Source organism: Listeria welshimeri serovar 6b str. SLCC5334 (assembly GCF_000060285.1).
GTDB lineage: Bacteria > Bacillota > Bacilli > Lactobacillales > Listeriaceae > Listeria > Listeria welshimeri.
Window position 1 is genome coordinate 534,851 of the sequence record NC_008555.1, and the last position, 18,692, is coordinate 553,542.

An 18,692-nucleotide genomic window follows, 5' to 3' on the forward strand; every position below is an offset into this window, starting at 1 on the left:
CTCGATTTCTCGTAGCTCTGTAATTAGTATACCAAAAAAGCCCGCCAAATAGCCAGTTTAGATAAATTTAAAATAAGTGCTTGACCTGTAATGCATTACATGAATTATGATGAATGAGAAGAAAAGAAAACGCTTTAAAATTCTAGGAGGTAAGTATATTATGAAAAAAGGTGTAAAAATCGTTACAATTGGTGGGGGTTCCAGTTACACACCAGAACTTGTTGAAGGATTTATTAAACGCTATCATGAACTTCCAATCAGAGAACTTTGGCTAGTAGATATTGAAGCTGGTCGTGAAAAATTAGAAATCGTTGGTAATATGGCAAAACGCATGGTGAAAGCAGCAAACATTGACTGCGAGGTACATTTAACACTTGACCGTCGTGAAGCTTTAAAAGATGCAGATTTCGTTACAACACAATTCCGCGTTGGACTATTAGACGCTCGTATTAAAGACGAAAGAATTCCACTTAGCCACGGCATTATCGGTCAAGAAACAAATGGTGCTGGTGGAATGTTTAAAGCATTCCGTACGATTCCCGTTATTCTTGGGATTGTAGAAGATATGCGCGAACTATGTCCAGATGCGTGGCTAATCAACTTCACAAACCCAGCTGGAATGGTAACAGAAGCCGTTCTTAGATACGGAAACTGGGATAAAGTTATCGGCCTTTGTAACGTGCCAATCGGAGCAGTAAAAAGTGCATCTGACGTTTTAGGTAAACCAGAAGAAGATTTGTTCTTCAAATTTGCAGGAATTAATCACTTGCACTGGCACCGCGTGTTTGACAAAGATGGTACAGAATTAACAGAAAACGTAATTGATGGTCTTTATGGTCCAAATGCAAACCCTGGAAAAGTCGTTGAAAATATTAAAAATATGCGTTTCTTATACGAACAAGTAAAACATCTAAAAATGCTTCCTTGTCCTTATCATCGTTACTATTACATGACGGATGCAATGCTTGAAGAAGAACTTGCATCATTCAAAAACGAAGGAACACGCGGAGAAGTCGTGAAAAAACTAGAAGATAGCTTGTTCGAATTGTATAAAGATCCAAATCTTGACCATAAACCAGAAGAATTATCTAAACGTGGTGGTGCCCATTATAGTGACGCAGCATGCGAAATCATCAACTCCATTTACAATAACAAAGGTACTGTAATGGTAGTATCTACACGTAATAACGGTGCAATTGATGATGTTCCTTACGATAGTGCTGTAGAAATCACAAGTGTTATTCGTGCGCATGGTGCAGAACCAATCAACTTTGGTAAATTCCCACCAGCACAACGCGGCTTACTACAAGTGATGAAATCAATGGAAGAATTGACAATCGAAGCAGCAGTAACAGGAGATTATGCGACTGCACTTCAAGCCTTTACTTCAAACCCACTCGTTCCAAGCGGTGACCTAGCTAAAACGATTCTAGATGAAATGCTAGAAGCACACAAAGAGTTTTTACCACAATTTGCTAAATAATAAAAATGAAGCAGCTCCCGTAACGTTGGAGCTGCTTTTTTTTATGAAAATTTTAATTATCACAGAATTCGAAAATTAATTTGACTGACTATTCTATTTGTAGTAATATTTTAAAAATACAGCATAATTGAAAAAAGTCAAAAAATAAAAAGGGGTTTTTTGTATGTCACAGATGTTAGCTTTCGTCATTGTAGTATTAATTTTATTTATTGGAGATGTTGTTGCCACGCGAACAAAAGCATGGGTTCCATCCGTTTTTGTGTGTGCTATTTTATTCTTATTTGGATATTGGACATTTTTCCCAAGCAATATAGTAGAAATTGCAGGAATTCCACCTATTGTAGCAACGCTTTTAATGTATTTGCTTATTACGAATATGGGTACGCTACTGTCGGTTCGAGAACTGATGAACCAATGGAAAACGATTTTAATAGCTCTTTCTGGGATTTTAGGGATTTTAGCTTTACTATTTACAATAGGTACACTATTATTTGATTTTAAAACTGTCGTGGTCGTTGCGCCGCCGCTTGTTGGTGGGGTCGTTTCTTCGCTAATTATGTCAGAAGCCGCAAAAGCAGCTGGACTAGTCAGTTTGTCCGTATTAGCAATATTAATTTATGTTATGCAAGGTTTTGCTGGTTATCCACTTACATCCATCATGTTGAAAAAAGAAGGTGGACGTATGCTTGCTAAATATCGTTCAGGTGAATGGAAGCCAACCAATGAAGTCGCACAAGTTGATGGCGCAGATAACCACGAAACACCGCGCATGTTTAGAAAAATTCCAGATAAATATAATACTAGTTATTTTAAATTTTTACGCCTTGGATTAGTTGGTTTTTTAGCGTATGGGTTGTCTGTTTTAATTGATCCTATTTTAACAATTAGTCCATTCGTACTTTGTTTATTGTTTGGTGTTATTGCAACTTCAGTGGGATTCTTAGAGCGCCAACCGTTACAAAAAGCTAATGGTTTTGGTTTTGCTATAATGGGTCTAATGTTATTTATCTTTGATGGGCTGAAAAACGCTACGCCACAAATGCTGCTAGATTTGATGTGGCCAATGTTTGGAACAATCGTTATTGGTGTGATAGGAATGTACATTTTTTCCTTTATTGTCGGGAAAATTCTTGGTGTGAGTAAAGAGCTGGCATTTGCGGTCTCGCTTACTGCTTTATACGGGTTCCCGGCTGATTACATTATTACCAATGAAGTTATTAATTCACTTACTACCGACCAAAAAGAGCGAGATGCGCTGACTAGTCACATGCTGCCACCCATGCTTGTTGCGGGCTTTATCACAGTAACAATCGTTTCAGTTGTTTTAGCGGGCATTTTTGTAGGTTTCCTGTAAAATAGAAAATGGGAGGAATGCTAAATGCAAACAAATCTTGAAAGAATTAAAAATCACCTTGAACAATTAGATGTTTATACCGCAACTCCAGACCAGGGAACAACTCGACTTACATATAGTAAAGAGGACCTTGGTGCACGAAATTATTTGAAAAGTGAAATGGCAAAAGTGGGACTTACTGTTTCAGAAGATGCCATTGGAAATATTTATGGACGATTAGAAGGCGCAAACCCAGATTTACCAGCAGTTATAGTGGGCTCTCATTTTGACTCTGTCCCGAATGGTGGGGCTTTTGATGGGCCTGCTGGTGTTATAACTGGGCTTGAAGTAGCTAGCGTTTTTCATGAACAACAAATAAAGCCGTATTTTCCGCTTGAAATCATCGCGATGGTGGAAGAAGAGGGAGCTCGTTTTGGAGCAGGACTTCTTGCTTCGAGAACGATTACGGGTAAAGTCACAAAAGAAATGCTACACGAAATGAAAGATGCGGACGGCATTACAGCTGCAGAAGCTATGGCGGGATTAGGTTTTGATGCCAATAAAGTACATACAGCCATTCGTACGAAAGATTCCGTCAAAGCTTTCATCGAATTACACATTGAGCAAGGACCTGTACTTGAGAGTGCAAACGAAGATGTAGCGCTAGTTGATACTGTTGTCGGTTTAACCGAAATAAAGGTAACTATAAAAGGTCAGGCTGGTCATGCCGGAACAACCCCCATGTTAGACCGAAAAGATGCGCTAGTCGCAGCTGTGGAGATTCTTAAGGAACTTCCAGAACTCGCTATTCAAGAAGGTGGCGGAACAGTTTTAACAATCGGCAAGTTAAATGTTTATCCAAATGGCGCGAATGTAATTCCCGATAAGGTCGTTTTTACCGTGGATATTCGCGCAAAAAAAGAAATTCACGTCCTAAATACATTAGAAAAAACAAAAAAAATTATCCAATCCGCTGAGAAAAACGGTATTACTTGCGAAATAGAAGATATGCTGTACGAAAAACCAACCTATCTATCAAAAGAAATTCATCAAGCATTAACCGAAAGTGCCGATAAACTTGGATTCAAATATCGAACAATGGTTAGTGGTGCTGGTCATGATGCGATGATTTTTGCAGGTATGACAGAAGTAGGATTAATTTTCGTTCCTAGCCATAATGGTATAAGTCATGCACCAGAAGAGTGGACCGATTACGATCAACTTCAAAAAGGAATAGAAGTCGTACTGGAAACTGTGAAAAAATGGACGGAGGAAAGCGCAAATGAATAACACAATAAAACAAACAATTTTAAATAAAGAAGAAGAGATGATTGCTTTCCGCCGTGATTTGCATATGCACCCAGAATTACAATGGCAAGAATTTCGGACAACGGATCAAGTCGCTAAAGAATTAGACAAATTGGGCATTCCATATCGCAGGACCAATCCAACAGGACTCATTGCCGATTTAGAAGGTGGGAAACCCGGAAAAACAGTTGCTTTGCGTGCAGATATGGATGCACTACCAGTCCAAGAGCTCAACCAAGACCTCTCTTATAAATCAACAGAAGATGGTAAAATGCATGCATGCGGACATGATTCCCATATGTCTATGCTTTTAACCGCCGCAAAAGCACTCGTTGAAGTAAAAGACGAGCTAGCGGGAACAGTTCGTTTCATTTTTCAACCTTCTGAAGAAAATGCAGAGGGTGCGAAAGAAATGGTTGCCCAAGGAGCGATGGAGGGTGTGGACCACGTGTTTGGGATTCATATTTGGTCCCAAACCCCAAGTGGCAAAATATCTTGCGTAGTTGGCTCGTCGTTCGCTTCTGCAGATATCATCGAAATCGATTTCAAAGGTCAAGGTGGTCACGGAGCAATGCCACATGACACAATTGATGCAGCAATTATTGCTTCTTCATTTGTTATGAATCTTCAGGCTATCGTATCACGTGAAACGAATCCACTCGATCCTGTCGTAGTTACCATTGGTAAAATGGAAGTTGGCACACGCTTCAATGTTATTGCTGAGAATGCCCATTTGGAAGGAACGCTTCGCTGTTTCAATAACACAACTCGCGCTAAGGTCGCAAAATCAATCGAGCAGTACGCTAAAAAAACCGCCGCTATCTACGGAGGTACAGCCGAAATGGTATATAAACAAGGAACACAACCAGTAATCAATGATGAAAAAAGCGCATTACTTGTTCAAAAAACAATCACTGAATCTTTTGGTGAAGACGCACTTTATTTTGAACCTCCAACAACTGGTGGAGAAGACTTTAGCTATTTCCAAGATGAAGCTTCCGGTAGTTTTGCGCTTGTTGGTTCAGGAAATCCAGCAAAAGATACAGAATGGGCGCATCATCATGGCCGTTTTAATATTGATGAAAGTGCGATGAAAAATGGCGCAGAACTATATGCTCAATTTGCCTATAATTATTTAAATCAAGATGAATTTTAATCCAAAAAACAGCGACCAACTAAGCAATATAGTTGGTCGCTGTTATTATTTATACTATTGTTTTTCTACTACGTGAACATCCTCGAAAGAACCATATTTTGTCCACCAAGGAACGGCACCTTCGTCAAGTAATTTATCAAGAGAAGTAATATTTTCTTTCCCTTGTGTACGAAGCCATTCGCGTAAAGCGTCGTCGCCTTGTTTACCATAAACTTCGATTCCATCAGCCCAAGTTGCACGACCACAAAGTACACCACTATACTGCACATTATGTTGGTTAGCAAATTGAATTGTTTTATGGAACATTTCAGAAGTAACACCAGCACTTAGATAAATAAAAGGAAGTGGGCTTAAGTCAGAGCACTCTTCAAAATGACGAGCTGTTTCTTCTTGTGTGTAGGCTACATCACCTTCTGCAAAGCCTTCTACATATTTAAAGTTTACTGGCACTTCAAGTTTAAGTACATCTACACCATAACGAGGTTTAGAGAATTCTTTAATAGAAGCTTTCACTTTCGCTGGTTTTAATTTAGCATATTCTAAAGAACCAGAGTCAGTAACTTTTGCATCATAAGTGATTGGTTCTAAGAAAAATGGAATATCCACTGCACGACATTCCGCACCAATTCTTTCTAAAAAGGCATATTTGATTTCATTGATTTCAGCGGGTTCATCTGGATCATAATAAACAAGGATTTTAACTGCATCTCCGCCGTTTTCTTTAATACGAAGTGCAGATAAGTCTTCAATTAAATCAGGCAGTTTACCAGGTGTAGTGGCATCATAGCCTGTTTTTTCATAAGAAGTTAACAGTCCGCTACCTTCATGGCGAGCTTTGATTGCTGGAGTACCATATTCTAAATCAAGCAAAATCGCAGAAGCATAAGGTGTTAATTCTTCAGAAACAAGTTGTTTGAAATCCTCAACGTCCTTTTTGTTTTCTGTTCCTTTTGCTTGTTGAATCATTTTTTTAAGTGAACCACGTTGGTCAATTGCAAGTGCTGCAATAACACCTTTATCGTTGGAGAGTCTTTGTAAACCATCGAATTTACCTTTAGTTATTTGTACCATATTTATCTAGTCTCCTTTATAGCAATTTATTGATCGTTTAATCAATTTGTCCATAACTATTATACCACTTAAAACTTTTTTTGAAACATAGGTACATTTCCGCATTGATTTATGAAAGAGAATAAATTACGATATATGTGGAGTGTTAGACATCAAGCGGAATTCGGGATAATTCAGCTGATGTATTCTCTTTTGGGAAGGTCATTTACTAATTAGACTAAACCAGGAGTGATGAAATGAATCGACGCGAAAGACAAAAACACAAAAGACGTAAGAAACTAATTATCGTGTTGAGTACTTTACTTGTACTATTTATTACCACAAGTTGGATAATAGTCGAGTTCAAAAGTAAAGCAGAAGATACAGAGGCCGCACCAGAAGAACAAACACCTAAAGAAAGTACTACTGAAAAACCAACAAAACCACAGACGACTAATGAAAAGCCAACTCAAGCAATCATTAATAATTATGAAATCGATAATTATTTAAAGAAAATTGGTTTTAGTGGGTCCGTGCTAATTGTTCGTGAAGGAAAAACCATTTTACAAAAAGGCTATTTATATGCGAATCGTGAAACAAAAGCCCTAAATACGCCAGACACACTTTACTACATTGGTTCTTCTCAAAAAGCGATAATAGCAACTGCCATCTTACAATTAGAAGAAAAAGGTAAAATAAGTACAGAAGATCCAATTTCAAAATACTTACCTAATTTTCCTAATGGCAATCAAATTTTACTAAAAAACTTTTTAAATCATACTTCTGGAATTGTAGGTAAACCAAAAGTTTCTGGGACAGTTTCGCCAAAAGAATTAATTGAAGCTATTGAAAGTCAGGGGATTAAAAGATCACAGCCTGGGAAATGGAACTATTTAGATGCCAATTATATGGTTTTAGCTTATCTTGTTGAAATGATTAGTGGGGAATCTTTGTCTAACTATTTGCAAAAAAATATTTTTGAACCAGCACAAATGACGCATACTGGAACGTATCAAAAAGATATTGAAAATGGTACAAATGAATCCAAAGGCTATTTGATAAAGAAAGATGGTACATACAAAAATCCTAAATTAGCTGACTTATCTCAATTATATGGAGCAGGAGATATAAGTATGACTACCAAGGATATGTACTTATTCGATAAAGCGCTGATGGATAAAAAATTGATTTCAGAAGCTAGCTTAAAGAAAATGTTTACGCCAGGAAGTACATCTGGTTATGGCATGGGTTTTTATGTAGATCCTGGAAGTTATAATAGCCACGGGGTTCTAAGTGGTTGGAACGTGTCTAACAGCATGAGCCATACCGGTAAAACGTACGTTATTTTATTTTCTAATATCCAAAATAATATTCATTCCTTTGGGAAAGTAAATAATCATATTTACAAATTACTCAATAAGTAAAAATATGAAATACGGCAAACAAAGCCAATAGCAACGTTAGGCTATCCTAACGTTGCTATTGGCTTTGTTTTTTCGATATTCACTTCTATGTCATTTTTTCTCAAAAAATTAATGTTATCTTGTCCATGTCCACTAGCTTTCTTGGGGCGGTCTTTATGTATGTCATATTTAAAAATAGTTAACAATTTTCCAATCAATTGCTAGATAAATTCTAGTTTATATTAAAAATAATTATAATGCTAAAATTTTTTTCGCTATTTCTTCTTCATTATTTTTAAATAATAAATTTTCTCCAAACGAATCTATAAAAATTTTTCTTATCACTTTAGCTAATCCACTTATATCAATGTTAGGGTTTTCTTTGACAATACTAATTATTTTATTGATTTCTTGACTATATTCATCTTTTGGAGCTAAGGGAAACAAATCTACTGAATCCAAATCATTTATTATTTTTTCAACTTTTTTATACATAATAGCTCTCTACTTTCCATACAATTCTTCTATTATCTTTTTCATTACTTCGTCATAATCTTTTTACCCCATGTAGTAACTAATTTACCATCTTTGCTAACAATTGCAACACCATCTTTTTTATTTAGATCATATTATTGACATGTTTGCGTGGACAAACACTATTGGGAGATTGCCGATTTTCTTTATTGTATAAAATTATTAAACTAAAATTTTACTAACAACTTTATATTTATTTTTTAGTTTTTTTTCTAATTCTTTTTGAATCTCTGTAAACTCTCGAAGGAATTTCTCTTTCTCATTCTCATCGTTAAAGCCATTATACCGAAATTCAATTTCAGTATCTGTAAACAAATTATTATATTTATCTTGCAAATGTGTTAACTTTTCATCTAAATCTTTATCTTTTTTTAATTCATCGGGTAAATCATTTTCTTCCAAAAATCCCGCTTCGTCGTATACCCAAACAGGATAACATTTATAATCCAAAAATAATCTTACTTCACTCATTATTTTACACCCCTTTATTTAATTGAAACAGGATTGGCACCAACAATGAAACCATTCTTACCAACAGTTATTGCAACTCTATATTTTTTTCCATTGTAAATAACTTCATAAATAGGTCGTCCTTTACCTTCTTCATTAATAAAGGCCCAAAGTCTTTTTTTTGGCTTATATACATGTGTCCCTTTCACACTTCGTCAAGTTCCTTCTTTTTGCACACCAGTGTCAATTAATTTTTTTAATTATCTTTAATATAATCTTCCGCATCATCAATAAAAGATGTTAATTTCAAATCAGGATACTTTTTATCTAATTCCCTCAAACAAGATATAAACTTCTTACTTTGTAAATTTTCGGAAACATAGTCAAAAACAGAACTAATAAATAATACATCATCTTTAGAACAATTCATCAAGTACTTAATTGTTTCATCCTCATTCTTTGATAAAATATTTGTTAATTCTTCCCAGCTTCGTTCTAGTCCAAAATCATCATCTTGATTTATACTTCTTCTTTTTTTTAAGTTTTCTTGAATTTCATCTGAAATACTCATAAACTTTCCTCCTTCTAAATATACAAAATTAAGGCTGTTTAGTACCATCTGGAAAAATTGTACCAATCTTTCCATTTGTTTTTATTACTCCTACTCTCACTCTGTTAACCTCACCAAATATAATTTCTCCATCTTTTGCTTTTACAAATTCTGGAAGGCTTGCTACTTGCTGTCCAGCACTCTCAATATCTTTTGCTGTCCAGTTTTCTGGAAACCATGATTGACCAGTTCCAGTACGTTTAGAAGGTGTTTTATGCGAAGGTACATTACCAGCCCTAACACCATTTGGATATGTTTTTTCGATATTCACTTCTATGTCATTTTTTCTCAAAAAATCAATATTATCTTGTCCATGCCCCCCACCTTTCATTCTTGAAATTGCACCAGTCTTAGGATTTCTAGTAAAATCACCTAAATTAGCATGTTCTAAACTTTCTTTAGGGATTTCTATTTTCTCCTTAACTCCACTAGCTTTCTTGGGGCGGGGAAGTTTATCTTTTTTATGTACGAAATTTATTATCCTTTCTGTTGCTAAAAAGTTTTAAAGATATATTTCAAAAATGGTCAAAAATAATGAATTCATTATCTCTGACCATATAATGACAATACTAGCTCTTTAGATATCACTCTTAAAATTCTAAAATTATAATACTTCGTAGAATAATGTTGCGCCATGTTCAATCATACCTATAGCCTGTTTATCATCTGCAAATTCCATGTTATTCATTGCATTAAAATACTGACTTAAAAAATTCTCAAAAGCTGAATAATCTTCTCTTCTTACAAAAAGTTTAGGAGAAATATTATCTGTAATTTCTTTTGGTAGCTTATTTTCAAAAGGAAAACCTATGATTTCTGTATCATTTTTACTAATTTCTGTTGAAATTTCATAATAATGCAACTCATATTTTAACCCACTATTTACACAAATTAGAAAAGGAGTAATCAACAATTCTAAAACTGTTTGATTTTCTTTTGAAAATAAAACCAAATTTTTAATGTTTTCTTGTGATATATAAATACTGTCATTTTCACTAAAATTATTTGGTAAGATTTCTACTTTTTCAATGATTTCTTGTTCTTCCAACTTATTATTTTCCTCCTTTAGGTTTATAAGGATCGACTATTCCTGCATCGGGCACCCAGTTTTTATCAAACTTATCACTGATTTGAACAATTTCCTTTGTTTTGTCATCAATAATTACATATGAACCATCTTTGTCATAAAATACAGTGGCATCATTCCCAGTAGCTTTATTGACACTCTTTCTTGTTGTATGCGGATGGTCAACCACACTTTTTACTGATTCTTCACTCCAACCACGTTTTTTCATCTGATTATTTACTTTTTTTGTAGATTTAACAGAACTTCCAAATTTTATATCATCAGATTTTATATTACCTCCACTAGCTTTCTTAGCCTTCTTCCCAACTCCACTAGTATCTTTAAACACGCCAGCTTTGCTTAGTGCTTCGAGGTCTTTCTCGCTTAATGCTACACCTTTTAAGGCACGATTTCCAGCTTTTAATTCTTTAGCGATTTGCGCTAGTTTGGAGACGGGGAGGGCTGATAATGTTAGCCAACCAGCTGCTTCTGCACGATTTTCTTCCTCTCCACTCAGCCAGTCTTTCCCATTTACTAAACGGTAAATATCATTTACAAGAACAAATTCGCCACCTAGATGTAATAAAGTCTTTATGTCACTTTTTATGGCAGCCATTTGATAGGCACTGCTTAATTCGTCGTCCACTTGGCCATTGCGAAGGACTTGGTAAAAAGTGCCATACTGAGTTTTGGTTACTTTAATCTCAAATGTATCCAATTGTTCCTTTGACTTGGCGTATATTTCCCATTGTTGGTTGATTGGTTTTATCCAGTCCATATTTAAGCCCATCGTGCTAAATGTTCCAGTAGAAGCGTTGAAAGATTTTCCGCTGTTTACTTCTTTTAAACCACGTTCTACATTATCTATTAAGCCTTCAACTTCTATAAATAATTGTCCAGATACAGGGTCAAAAGACAGTAATTTTACTAATTGTTTTTGAACCTCTTGCTTAGAGTTTTGCAGCGTCTCTGAAAAATGCTTTAAAAGAGGGGAGAGAGGGGTAGCTTTTAAAGCATTTTCGATGTTTTCGATATTTTGGGCAAGAATTGTTAAGCGATTGATTTGATTACGCAATATTTCTTCTTGTAAAGAAATGCCATCTACCTCATTACGGTAAGATTTTGGAAAACTTTTCGCTGCTTTTTCGAGTGATTCACAAATTAAAATAATACCATTTGCAAGTGGGATAAAGGTGGTAGTAAGATAATTTTTTGCAGAATCATAAGTTTTTCCTTGTAAACTATCTTCAAGTGCAAATTGAGCAATGGCTGTTTTTACATCTTCCAGTCCTGTTATGTAGGTGCGGCATTGACTGCTAATAGCATCAACTTGTTGGTCAGCGCTATCTAGAAACATATCTATACTCACTTATTCTCCACCTTCTCCCAAGCTAGCTTTCGTTCAAGTAGAAGGTCGTCCTCTTGTTTTTCTAATTGGATACGTTCCTTTCGAATGCGGTATTTTTCAGTATCCATTTCTTCCATTAGTTGATTTTGAATTCTTTGAAGTTCTAGCTGTTGATTTTGCAAAGTAGGAGAGTGGGATCCGCTCGAAAAAGTTTCTTGCATTTCATAGTATAAATTATCTTTGTCTTGCAGAAGCATGTATACTTCTTGTTCTGATCGCAAAAAAGCGCGTTCCTTTGTTTCCATTTCTTCTAACTGATAACGATTTTGTAGTATTTTCCCATTTAATTCATCGATTAAATCCATGTATAAAGCCTCCTAGAAGTTGATTTTCTGAGATAAGGATTGATCCATTGCTTCAAATTCATTTGCCACTTGATGAATGGTTTCGATGGTTTTTTCCAGTGCTTGGCTATAACTGGATACAATATTTTGTGTTTGTTTAAAATTTGTTTGTGCTTCTTGATTTCCCCGTAAAGTCGTTCTATTGTCTGTTTGCCCGTTTTGTTTTTCTTTTAATTTCTGTGCAGCTCCCGATAAACGTGTCGCATTTTTTTGTGCAGTTGTTAAACTACTTTGAAACATTTAAATCCACCTCTTTTAATGTAAAGTTACTAGGATGTAAAAAGTGTTGCCAGCAGAAGCAACACAATTAAATTAGCATATTTCAAATTGAAAAGATGTAGATATTTTGTGAATTTTTCGAAAAAAACATGAGCAATAGAGGTGAAATATAAAAAAGTTATCCAAAGTTTTCCCAGATAGGAATACTTTGGATAACGGATGATAAATGGTTTATTTATTATTTACCGGTAATTTGTTTTACAGTATCTTCTAGTTGATAAAGTTGTGCAGCGGCACTGTAGTCGCTCCATTTAGTGTTATCAACTTTATATACTTGATTTTTCTTAACAGCTGGAATGTCTTTCCAAACGCCTTTAAGCATTTCGTTTACAGAATCTTCATTCCCATCAGCAGGCATTAAGATGAATAAACGATCGGCTCCAGCAGCGTATTCAGGAACTGCTTCACTCGAAATAGCTTTTGTTTCATGATTCGCTTTTCCTTTATCTGTAGGTGTAAAATCAGCTCCAGAGTATAATCCGTCGAATATTTTTGCATCATGGACATAGATTTCTTTACCATAGAACTGGATAACTGCTGCTTTTTCGTTTTCCACACCAGCATCTTTTAAAGTTGATTTTGCTTCTTTAGAACTAGCAGCATAATCTTTATCCCATTTTTCTTTTTCTGCTTTTTTATTTAAGAGATTTGCGATATTAGAAAGCTGTTTGTCTGGAGTATCACCGAAATGTGTGATATAAACAGGAGCCACTTTTTCCAAATTCTCTAAAAGGTCTTTTTGATAGTCACTAATAATAATTAAATCTGGTTTTAAATTAGCGATTTTTTCGATACTTGGTTTGTCATTACCAACACTTTCTGTCCCTTTTGTTGCTTTAGGGTATGTAGTGATGTAATAATCCGTTGTGCCAACAGGTTTAACGCCTAGAATTTCCATTTCACTAACGTTTTGAAGTGCTACAATTTTTTTTGGCGTAGTTGGAACTTTTACTTTACGGTCCATTGTGTCAGTGACAGTTTTTGTTGTGTCTTCCTTTTCTTTGCTTGAGTCTTTATCCGAAGAGCTGCCACAAGCTGTTAAAACTACTGCTAAAAGTAAAGTCATGAAAATAGCAGCCCATTTATTCTTTTGAAACATGATGTATTTCCTCCCTAATTGAAAATGATTTTCATTATCGTTATAAAAGTAATTATATCGAAAAGAGGGAGGATTGACAAGATGAAATAAAATTCTAGCTATTTATTTTTAAAATTGGATACTGTCACCAACAGCTAGGGTTGGAAATACTTCCGGAGATACAACAATTGCGCCAGGTAAAACCTCATTTTGCCCAGAACGGAAATAAACAGAGATATGACCTAATTCTTCGAGATTTTTATTGGCTTCCGAACCAACTTCTTCTATTATATATTCTTGATTTCCAATGTGTAATTTATTTCCTTTGTGTAAGGAATTATTTGGAGTTTCTTGAAATTCATGAATAACCGAGATTTCGCGTAATTCATTGGTGGCTGTTGGGCCAAATAAAATAACAATTTTTTCCTCTTCAAAAGCTGGTACAAGTGGTCCGATTTCGATAATATTACTTTTACTCATCATAAATTCCTCCTAAAATTAATACATTCCAATGCTAAATACCCAAGCGATAACAACAGCTAGAACACCTGTAATCATACGACTATATAGAATCGCTGGGACACCAAATTGAACGGTTTTCGGTTTAGCTTCTGCAAGTGAAAGACCAACAGGAATGAAGTCACAACCGGCTTGCGCATTAATGGCAAATAATGCTGGCAACGCATATGTTACTGGGATAGCGCCAATAGCAATTTGTGAGCCGATTAGTACACCAATAACTTGAGCGATAACTGCTCCAGGACCGAGAATAGGTGAAAGGAAAGGCAAGCTACAAATAAAAGCAATTAAAAGCATTCCCCAAATGGAACCAGCAAGCGGCGAAAGTGTATTCGCAATTATTTTTCCAATCCCAGTATAATTGATGATACCGATAATCATACTAATAAAAGCCATAAAAGGAATAATGTTTTTAATGAGCATATCAACCGAATCACGACCAGCTTGATAAAATACACCCATTGCTTTACCAATACCACGAGAGAATTTTACAAGATAACCTTCCTTTAATTCACTAGCTTCTTGTTGATCTTCTTTAATTTTGGCATAATCTTCTTTGAATTTTTCTCTATCAAAAGGTTTTCCTGGGTCTGTTTCTGTTGTTTGGACTTCAATATCCTCAGGCTTCACACCAGAAACAAAGATATCTTCTGTAATATGCTTTGCGAGAGGGCCTGATGGAGAAGAAGGGAGAACATCAACTGTTGGAATACGTTTCATCGGATAGACACCAATACGTGCAGTACCACCGCAATCAATAACCACACACATCATTTCTTCTTCGGGAATCGAATGTTTAAAACCATCAACAGCCTCTGCTCCTGATAATTCCGCAATTTTTTTGGCTACAGGGTGAATACCGCCGCCAGTAATTGAAACTACTTTTGTTCTAGGTTCACTTGGAGTAAGATTTAGCCCAGTTCCCCAACCACCTTGACCTTTGTTCACATGAATTGATTGATACATTTTATTTGCCTCCTATCTATTTCAGACTTTTTCTTTTCGCATTAAGAATTTCGTAATAGTTTCTGTAATTACGCCGCGCATTAAAATGACAACAACACCAGCCAAGAAGTAACGTACAGCAAGGCTTGACATGCTATAACCGGCTTCCACAACACCATTTGCGATTCCTAAATAAACAAATAGTTCTCCTGCATTTGCATAGGGAAATAATCCTGTAACTGGGTGTAAAAAGGAAACAACAGAGTCATAAAAAGCTGGTTTTTGATGTTCTTTAACAAAACGTCCGAATGTGTAGGCCATTGGATTCGTTAACATCAGCACAGATAAAATCGGCATTAAGGTATAGCGTAAAATCATGTTTTTAGCAGAAAATTGGATCGCTCGGTTGACTCGCTCCTCCCCGATAAAGGCAATAATCGAGTAAGTAAAGGTTAAAAGGACAATTAAAAGTGGGACAATTCCCGTCATAAAACTTACAAACTGTTTACCACCAGCCTCAAATAGACCGATAAAGTTTGTTCCAAACCATTCAATATAATTCACTGGGAAACACTCCTTTTTAATTATTTAAAGCGCTTTCATACAACTGTTTACGGTTTTTAGAATTGCTTTTTCTTGAATAGTATTTTTATTTTTATTACTTAGTTCACTTAATATGTCGGATAATTCTTTATGATGGTAGTTAGTAAACGTTTTAAATTTTGCAAAAATCGTTTTTCCGGTTAAGATTTGGCATTCATGTACTACTTGGTTTTCATTTACAACTAAAATAGCCACAGCACTCGTTCGAAACTTCAATCGTTCCATTTCAGAATAAAGATGATAACCCATTTTTCCAGCATATTTATTCGCAACTTTATTCATATGATGTTGATAGTATCTTACTTGAAAAAAAGCAAGACATGTCTGAGCAATAAAAATGAGGGAAGCAATCAGAACAATATTCATTTACTTTTCCTCCTTATAAGAGTGGGAAGAGGTTAGGCTTCCCACCGAATTAACTTTAATTATTAAATGTTTCATCTTGTAATTTTCTAAGTTTCCAAACAGTAGTTGATTCATCTAAAGAAACATCTTCGTCTGTAATAAATGTTCCTTTTTTAATATTTCTACGTGCTACCACTTCACCACTAATCAAACCGATTGGAATATGACCATTTGTTTTCATATCTAAGTGAGTTTCGAGAACTCCGCGTACACAGAAGCCACCAATACCATCTAATCTTTCACCAGCGGCTATATCTTTTTTAGCTACTGCAACAGTCTCTGAAACTGGCGCGCCCATTGGAACAATAGCGTGATCATGATTAAGTACGGCTTTGGCAATAGTAAGCGGAGTTTCAAGACTTGCTAGGTGGTAAGGACGGTATAGGATATGGTGATCCCGGTCGCCTTTTTTCATTAAATAACTAAGTTCATGACTCACACCTTCATTTTGTCCTTTAACGATAACGAAAACGCCTGGTGCCAGTCCGTCTACATATTCTACAACACCAAATTTGTTTAAAATACCACCTTGTTCTTTTAAGTCAAGGTCTTTAATTACGGAATCAACATCGCCAGAGATACCGTGCATCCCAACTACATCTGGCACATAACCAATTGCGTTAGAAAGCAAATTCATTTCTGCCATTGTTTTTGTACCATCTTGGAAAGCTGCTAGCATGTGTGATGCCATATTTTTTCCGTCAGCCTCGGCTTGGCAACTATCAGGATTGGCGCTAATTTTAAGTTTGTTGTTTTTTCCTTTTCCGGCAACGAGTACTTCCATACCCATGGATTTGGAAAATTCGTAAAGTTCAGTTATCGCAGCTGGCTCATCCCCATCAGAACCTGTATAAACAAGACCAGCGCTATCATATAATTTCTTCATTAGCGGCCCGATAGTAATATCAATTTCAACATTTAGCAAAACGAGTTGTTTTTTAGCAAGTAAAGTTTCTAGGGAAATTTTTGCACCGACTTCTGGAACGCCAGTAGCATCGACAATCACTTCTACAAGGTCAGAATGAATAATTTCTTTAAAGTCATTTGATAATAGAATTTTTTCTTTTTTTGTTGCGGAAGCATTATAGGCATCCGCTGCTTTTTTTGCAGCTTCCACATGAATATCACTAATGCCAACTACACTCATACCTGGAATAGCGGCGATTTGTGAAATCATACCGAACCCCATTTGACCAGCGCCGATAACGCCAACACGAATAGGATTATTTTCTTTTTCACGGGCAAGCAATTGTCTGTATAAAGTCATTTTAAGTTCCTCCTAGTAATCGTTTTCATTTATTAAAATAAAACTCCGGATTAAGCTATTTTATTCTAATAAACGGATGTTGTAACATTTGTCACGGGTGGTGACAAATGTCGTATTTCACAAATTAAATATAACACTTTAAAATTTTTTCGTCAATGGAATATTAAAAATTTTTGTTTTTAAGAAAATAAAAAAAGCTCATTCCATTGTGGGAGAGAGCTTTTGGTAGTTAGTATTTTTGAAAGCAGATTTGCTTGCTAATCATTTTTTTGAAGAATGTATTCGGCCATTCTATCGGTAATCACAATCACATCTATCAATCCAGCGCCAAGAGCGGCAACTAACGCGTCTTTTTTATGTAACCCATTTGCGAGTGCCACAACGGTAGGAATCTTCTTTAATTCTTCCAAACTCAGACCGATAACGTGCGTATTAATTTCTGTATTTGCTTCTTGACCATCTACTGTGAAAAAGCGTGAATTAATATCACCAACTACATCTTTATAACGTAATTCTTCAATGTTCTCAGGGACGATGTAACCAATTTCTTCCATTGTACTTTGGTTATATGGACTTGATACACCAACAATTGCCATATCTACTGTTTTTCCTTCTTCAAGCACTTCGTTAATGTATTTGTTTTTTGATAAATCAATCTTCATTTCAGTATCTTCCACTAGGGCCGGGGCGTATAAATATTTGCTGTGACACTGCATTTTTTTCTTTAGGTCATAACAAATTTGGTTAGAGTGAAGGTCAATATCGCTTGATCCCATTCCGCCAATTAGTGGAATAATAGTTAAATCTTTATGTGGGATATAAGGAAATTCATTGGCGAATTTTCGAATAGTTTTTCCCCATGAAATTCCGAGTGTATTAACTTTGGCAATTCTTTTACTAAGAGTATAAGCCGCTTCCTTAGCAAGGAAATTGAGCGCTTCTTCTTCAGACATATCATGTGTTGCAACGACAATAGCTTCCTCTAAGCCGAACTTTTCTTCTAATTTTTGTTCTAAATCTACCGTGTAGTAAGTTTCGTCTTTAATAAAAATTTCCACGATACCTAAGTCTTTTGCGCGTTGTAGTGTCTTAGAAATGATTGATCTGGATATCCCGATTTTTTTAGCAATTTGTGCTTGTGTCCAACCATAGTGATAGTACCATGTAGCAATCTTCACCATGTCTCTTTTTTCTTCCCATTTCATCTTTGTTACCTCCATTCTACATAATAATGGAACAAAAGTTATACTTCGTCACAAATGTTTTATGCTAATAGTATCATATAATTTGTTTTATGCAAAGTTAGGGAGAGAGGCAATGATTTGATCTTTAGAAAATAGTATTTTGAATGAAATATATGATAATTTATATTGAACTAATAAAACAACAGTAAACAATTTAACGATGCACAAAAAAACAGCTTGAAAAAGGACTTCTCCCTCAGCTCAAGC

At 35.5% G+C, this 18,692-nt stretch carries 22 protein-coding genes; 5 read left to right on the forward strand and 17 right to left on the reverse strand.

Going from position 1 to position 18,692, the window contains the following annotated elements:
• Nucleotides 1-160 precede the first annotated feature (160 nt).
• The 4 genes from LWE_RS02550 (at nt 161) to LWE_RS02565 (ending at nt 5,280) form a co-directional block, all read left to right on the forward strand.
• Entirely contained in the window at nt 161-1,483 is a 1,323-nt protein-coding gene (locus LWE_RS02550; RefSeq protein ID WP_011701341.1) for a 6-phospho-beta-glucosidase, read from the forward strand.
• 163 nt (nt 1,484-1,646) lie between these two features.
• Nucleotides 1,647-2,837: a hypothetical protein gene (locus tag LWE_RS02555; RefSeq protein ID WP_011701342.1), complete on the forward strand. Its 1,191-nt coding sequence runs from the start codon at nt 1,647-1,649 to the stop codon at nt 2,835-2,837.
• A gap of 24 nt (nt 2,838-2,861) precedes the next feature.
• On the forward strand, nt 2,862-4,106 hold the full coding sequence (locus LWE_RS02560; RefSeq protein ID WP_011701343.1) for a Zn-dependent hydrolase: 1,245 nt from the start codon (nt 2,862-2,864) through the stop codon (nt 4,104-4,106).
• Nucleotides 4,099-5,280, forward strand: a complete 1,182-nt coding sequence (locus LWE_RS02565) for a M20 family metallopeptidase (RefSeq protein WP_011701344.1) — start codon at nt 4,099-4,101, stop codon at nt 5,278-5,280. Before LWE_RS02560 ends, LWE_RS02565 begins: the two co-directional genes overlap by 8 nt.
• Before the next feature lie 54 nt (nt 5,281-5,334).
• On the opposite strand, the gene LWE_RS02570 is transcribed toward LWE_RS02565, so the two are convergent.
• Nucleotides 5,335-6,351, reverse strand: a complete 1,017-nt coding sequence (locus LWE_RS02570; RefSeq protein WP_011701345.1) for a tagatose-bisphosphate aldolase — start codon at nt 6,349-6,351, stop codon at nt 5,335-5,337.
• Nucleotides 6,352-6,587: 236 nt separating this feature from the next.
• On the opposite strand from LWE_RS02570, the gene LWE_RS02575 reads away from it, so the two are divergent.
• Nucleotides 6,588-7,754: a serine hydrolase domain-containing protein gene (locus tag LWE_RS02575; RefSeq protein ID WP_011701346.1), complete on the forward strand. Its 1,167-nt coding sequence runs from the start codon at nt 6,588-6,590 to the stop codon at nt 7,752-7,754.
• A 231-nt stretch (nt 7,755-7,985) separates the two neighbouring features.
• Here the strand turns inward: LWE_RS02575 and LWE_RS02580 are convergent, their stop codons facing one another.
• From LWE_RS02580 to LWE_RS02650, 16 genes are all read right to left on the reverse strand, one after another.
• Nucleotides 7,986-8,228, reverse strand: a complete 243-nt coding sequence (locus LWE_RS02580; RefSeq protein ID WP_011701347.1) for a DUF1871 family protein — start codon at nt 8,226-8,228, stop codon at nt 7,986-7,988.
• Between the two features lie 201 nt (nt 8,229-8,429).
• Complete coding sequence (locus LWE_RS02585; protein ID WP_011701348.1) at nt 8,430-8,738, reverse strand: hypothetical protein; 309 nt, start codon at nt 8,736-8,738, stop codon at nt 8,430-8,432.
• 14 nt (nt 8,739-8,752) lie between these two features.
• Nucleotides 8,753-8,926 (reverse strand): hypothetical protein, encoded by a 174-nt coding sequence (locus LWE_RS14630; protein WP_011701349.1) that lies wholly within the window; start codon nt 8,924-8,926, stop codon nt 8,753-8,755.
• A gap of 47 nt (nt 8,927-8,973) precedes the next feature.
• Nucleotides 8,974-9,288 carry a hypothetical protein gene (locus LWE_RS02590; RefSeq protein WP_041176309.1) on the reverse strand — a complete coding sequence of 105 codons (315 nt, stop codon included), beginning with the start codon at nt 9,286-9,288 and terminating at the stop codon, nt 8,974-8,976.
• 28 nt (nt 9,289-9,316) lie between these two features.
• Nucleotides 9,317-9,808, reverse strand: coding sequence for an EndoU domain-containing protein (locus tag LWE_RS02595; RefSeq protein WP_309148174.1), 492 nt, complete (start codon nt 9,806-9,808; stop codon nt 9,317-9,319).
• 123 nt (nt 9,809-9,931) lie between these two features.
• Nucleotides 9,932-10,375, reverse strand: a complete 444-nt coding sequence (locus LWE_RS02600) for a hypothetical protein (protein ID WP_011701352.1) — start codon at nt 10,373-10,375, stop codon at nt 9,932-9,934.
• A 4-nt stretch (nt 10,376-10,379) separates the two neighbouring features.
• Complete coding sequence (locus tag LWE_RS02605) at nt 10,380-11,762, reverse strand: colicin E5-related ribonuclease (protein ID WP_011701353.1); 1,383 nt, start codon at nt 11,760-11,762, stop codon at nt 10,380-10,382.
• On the reverse strand, nt 11,759-12,106 hold the full coding sequence (locus LWE_RS02610; protein ID WP_011701354.1) for a DUF3958 family protein: 348 nt from the start codon (nt 12,104-12,106) through the stop codon (nt 11,759-11,761). Before LWE_RS02610 ends, LWE_RS02605 begins: the two co-directional genes overlap by 4 nt.
• A 12-nt stretch (nt 12,107-12,118) precedes the next feature.
• Nucleotides 12,119-12,385, reverse strand: coding sequence for a TIGR04197 family type VII secretion effector (locus tag LWE_RS02615; protein ID WP_011701355.1), 267 nt, complete (start codon nt 12,383-12,385; stop codon nt 12,119-12,121).
• Between the two features lie 217 nt (nt 12,386-12,602).
• Nucleotides 12,603-13,523 carry an ABC transporter substrate-binding protein gene (locus tag LWE_RS02620; RefSeq protein WP_011701356.1) on the reverse strand — a complete coding sequence of 307 codons (921 nt, stop codon included), beginning with the start codon at nt 13,521-13,523 and terminating at the stop codon, nt 12,603-12,605.
• 108 nt (nt 13,524-13,631) lie between these two features.
• The gene (locus LWE_RS02625; protein WP_011701357.1) at nt 13,632-13,982 is read right to left on the reverse strand and encodes a PTS glucitol/sorbitol transporter subunit IIA; all 351 of its coding nucleotides are present in this window, start codon (nt 13,980-13,982) and stop codon (nt 13,632-13,634) included.
• A gap of 18 nt (nt 13,983-14,000) precedes the next feature.
• Nucleotides 14,001-14,987 (reverse strand): PTS glucitol/sorbitol transporter subunit IIB, encoded by a 987-nt coding sequence (gene srlE, locus LWE_RS02630; protein WP_011701358.1) that lies wholly within the window; start codon nt 14,985-14,987, stop codon nt 14,001-14,003.
• Between the two features lie 21 nt (nt 14,988-15,008).
• Nucleotides 15,009-15,530 carry a PTS glucitol/sorbitol transporter subunit IIC gene (gene srlA, locus LWE_RS02635; protein ID WP_011701359.1) on the reverse strand — a complete coding sequence of 174 codons (522 nt, stop codon included), beginning with the start codon at nt 15,528-15,530 and terminating at the stop codon, nt 15,009-15,011.
• 24 nt (nt 15,531-15,554) lie between these two features.
• Nucleotides 15,555-15,935 carry a transcriptional regulator GutM gene (locus tag LWE_RS02640; protein ID WP_011701360.1) on the reverse strand — a complete coding sequence of 127 codons (381 nt, stop codon included), beginning with the start codon at nt 15,933-15,935 and terminating at the stop codon, nt 15,555-15,557.
• A gap of 55 nt (nt 15,936-15,990) precedes the next feature.
• Nucleotides 15,991-17,241: an NAD(P)H-dependent oxidoreductase gene (locus LWE_RS02645; RefSeq protein WP_011701361.1), complete on the reverse strand. Its 1,251-nt coding sequence runs from the start codon at nt 17,239-17,241 to the stop codon at nt 15,991-15,993.
• 257 nt (nt 17,242-17,498) lie between these two features.
• The gene (locus LWE_RS02650) at nt 17,499-18,446 is read right to left on the reverse strand and encodes a sugar-binding transcriptional regulator (protein ID WP_011701362.1); all 948 of its coding nucleotides are present in this window, start codon (nt 18,444-18,446) and stop codon (nt 17,499-17,501) included.
• Between the last annotated feature and the right edge of the window lie 246 nt (nt 18,447-18,692).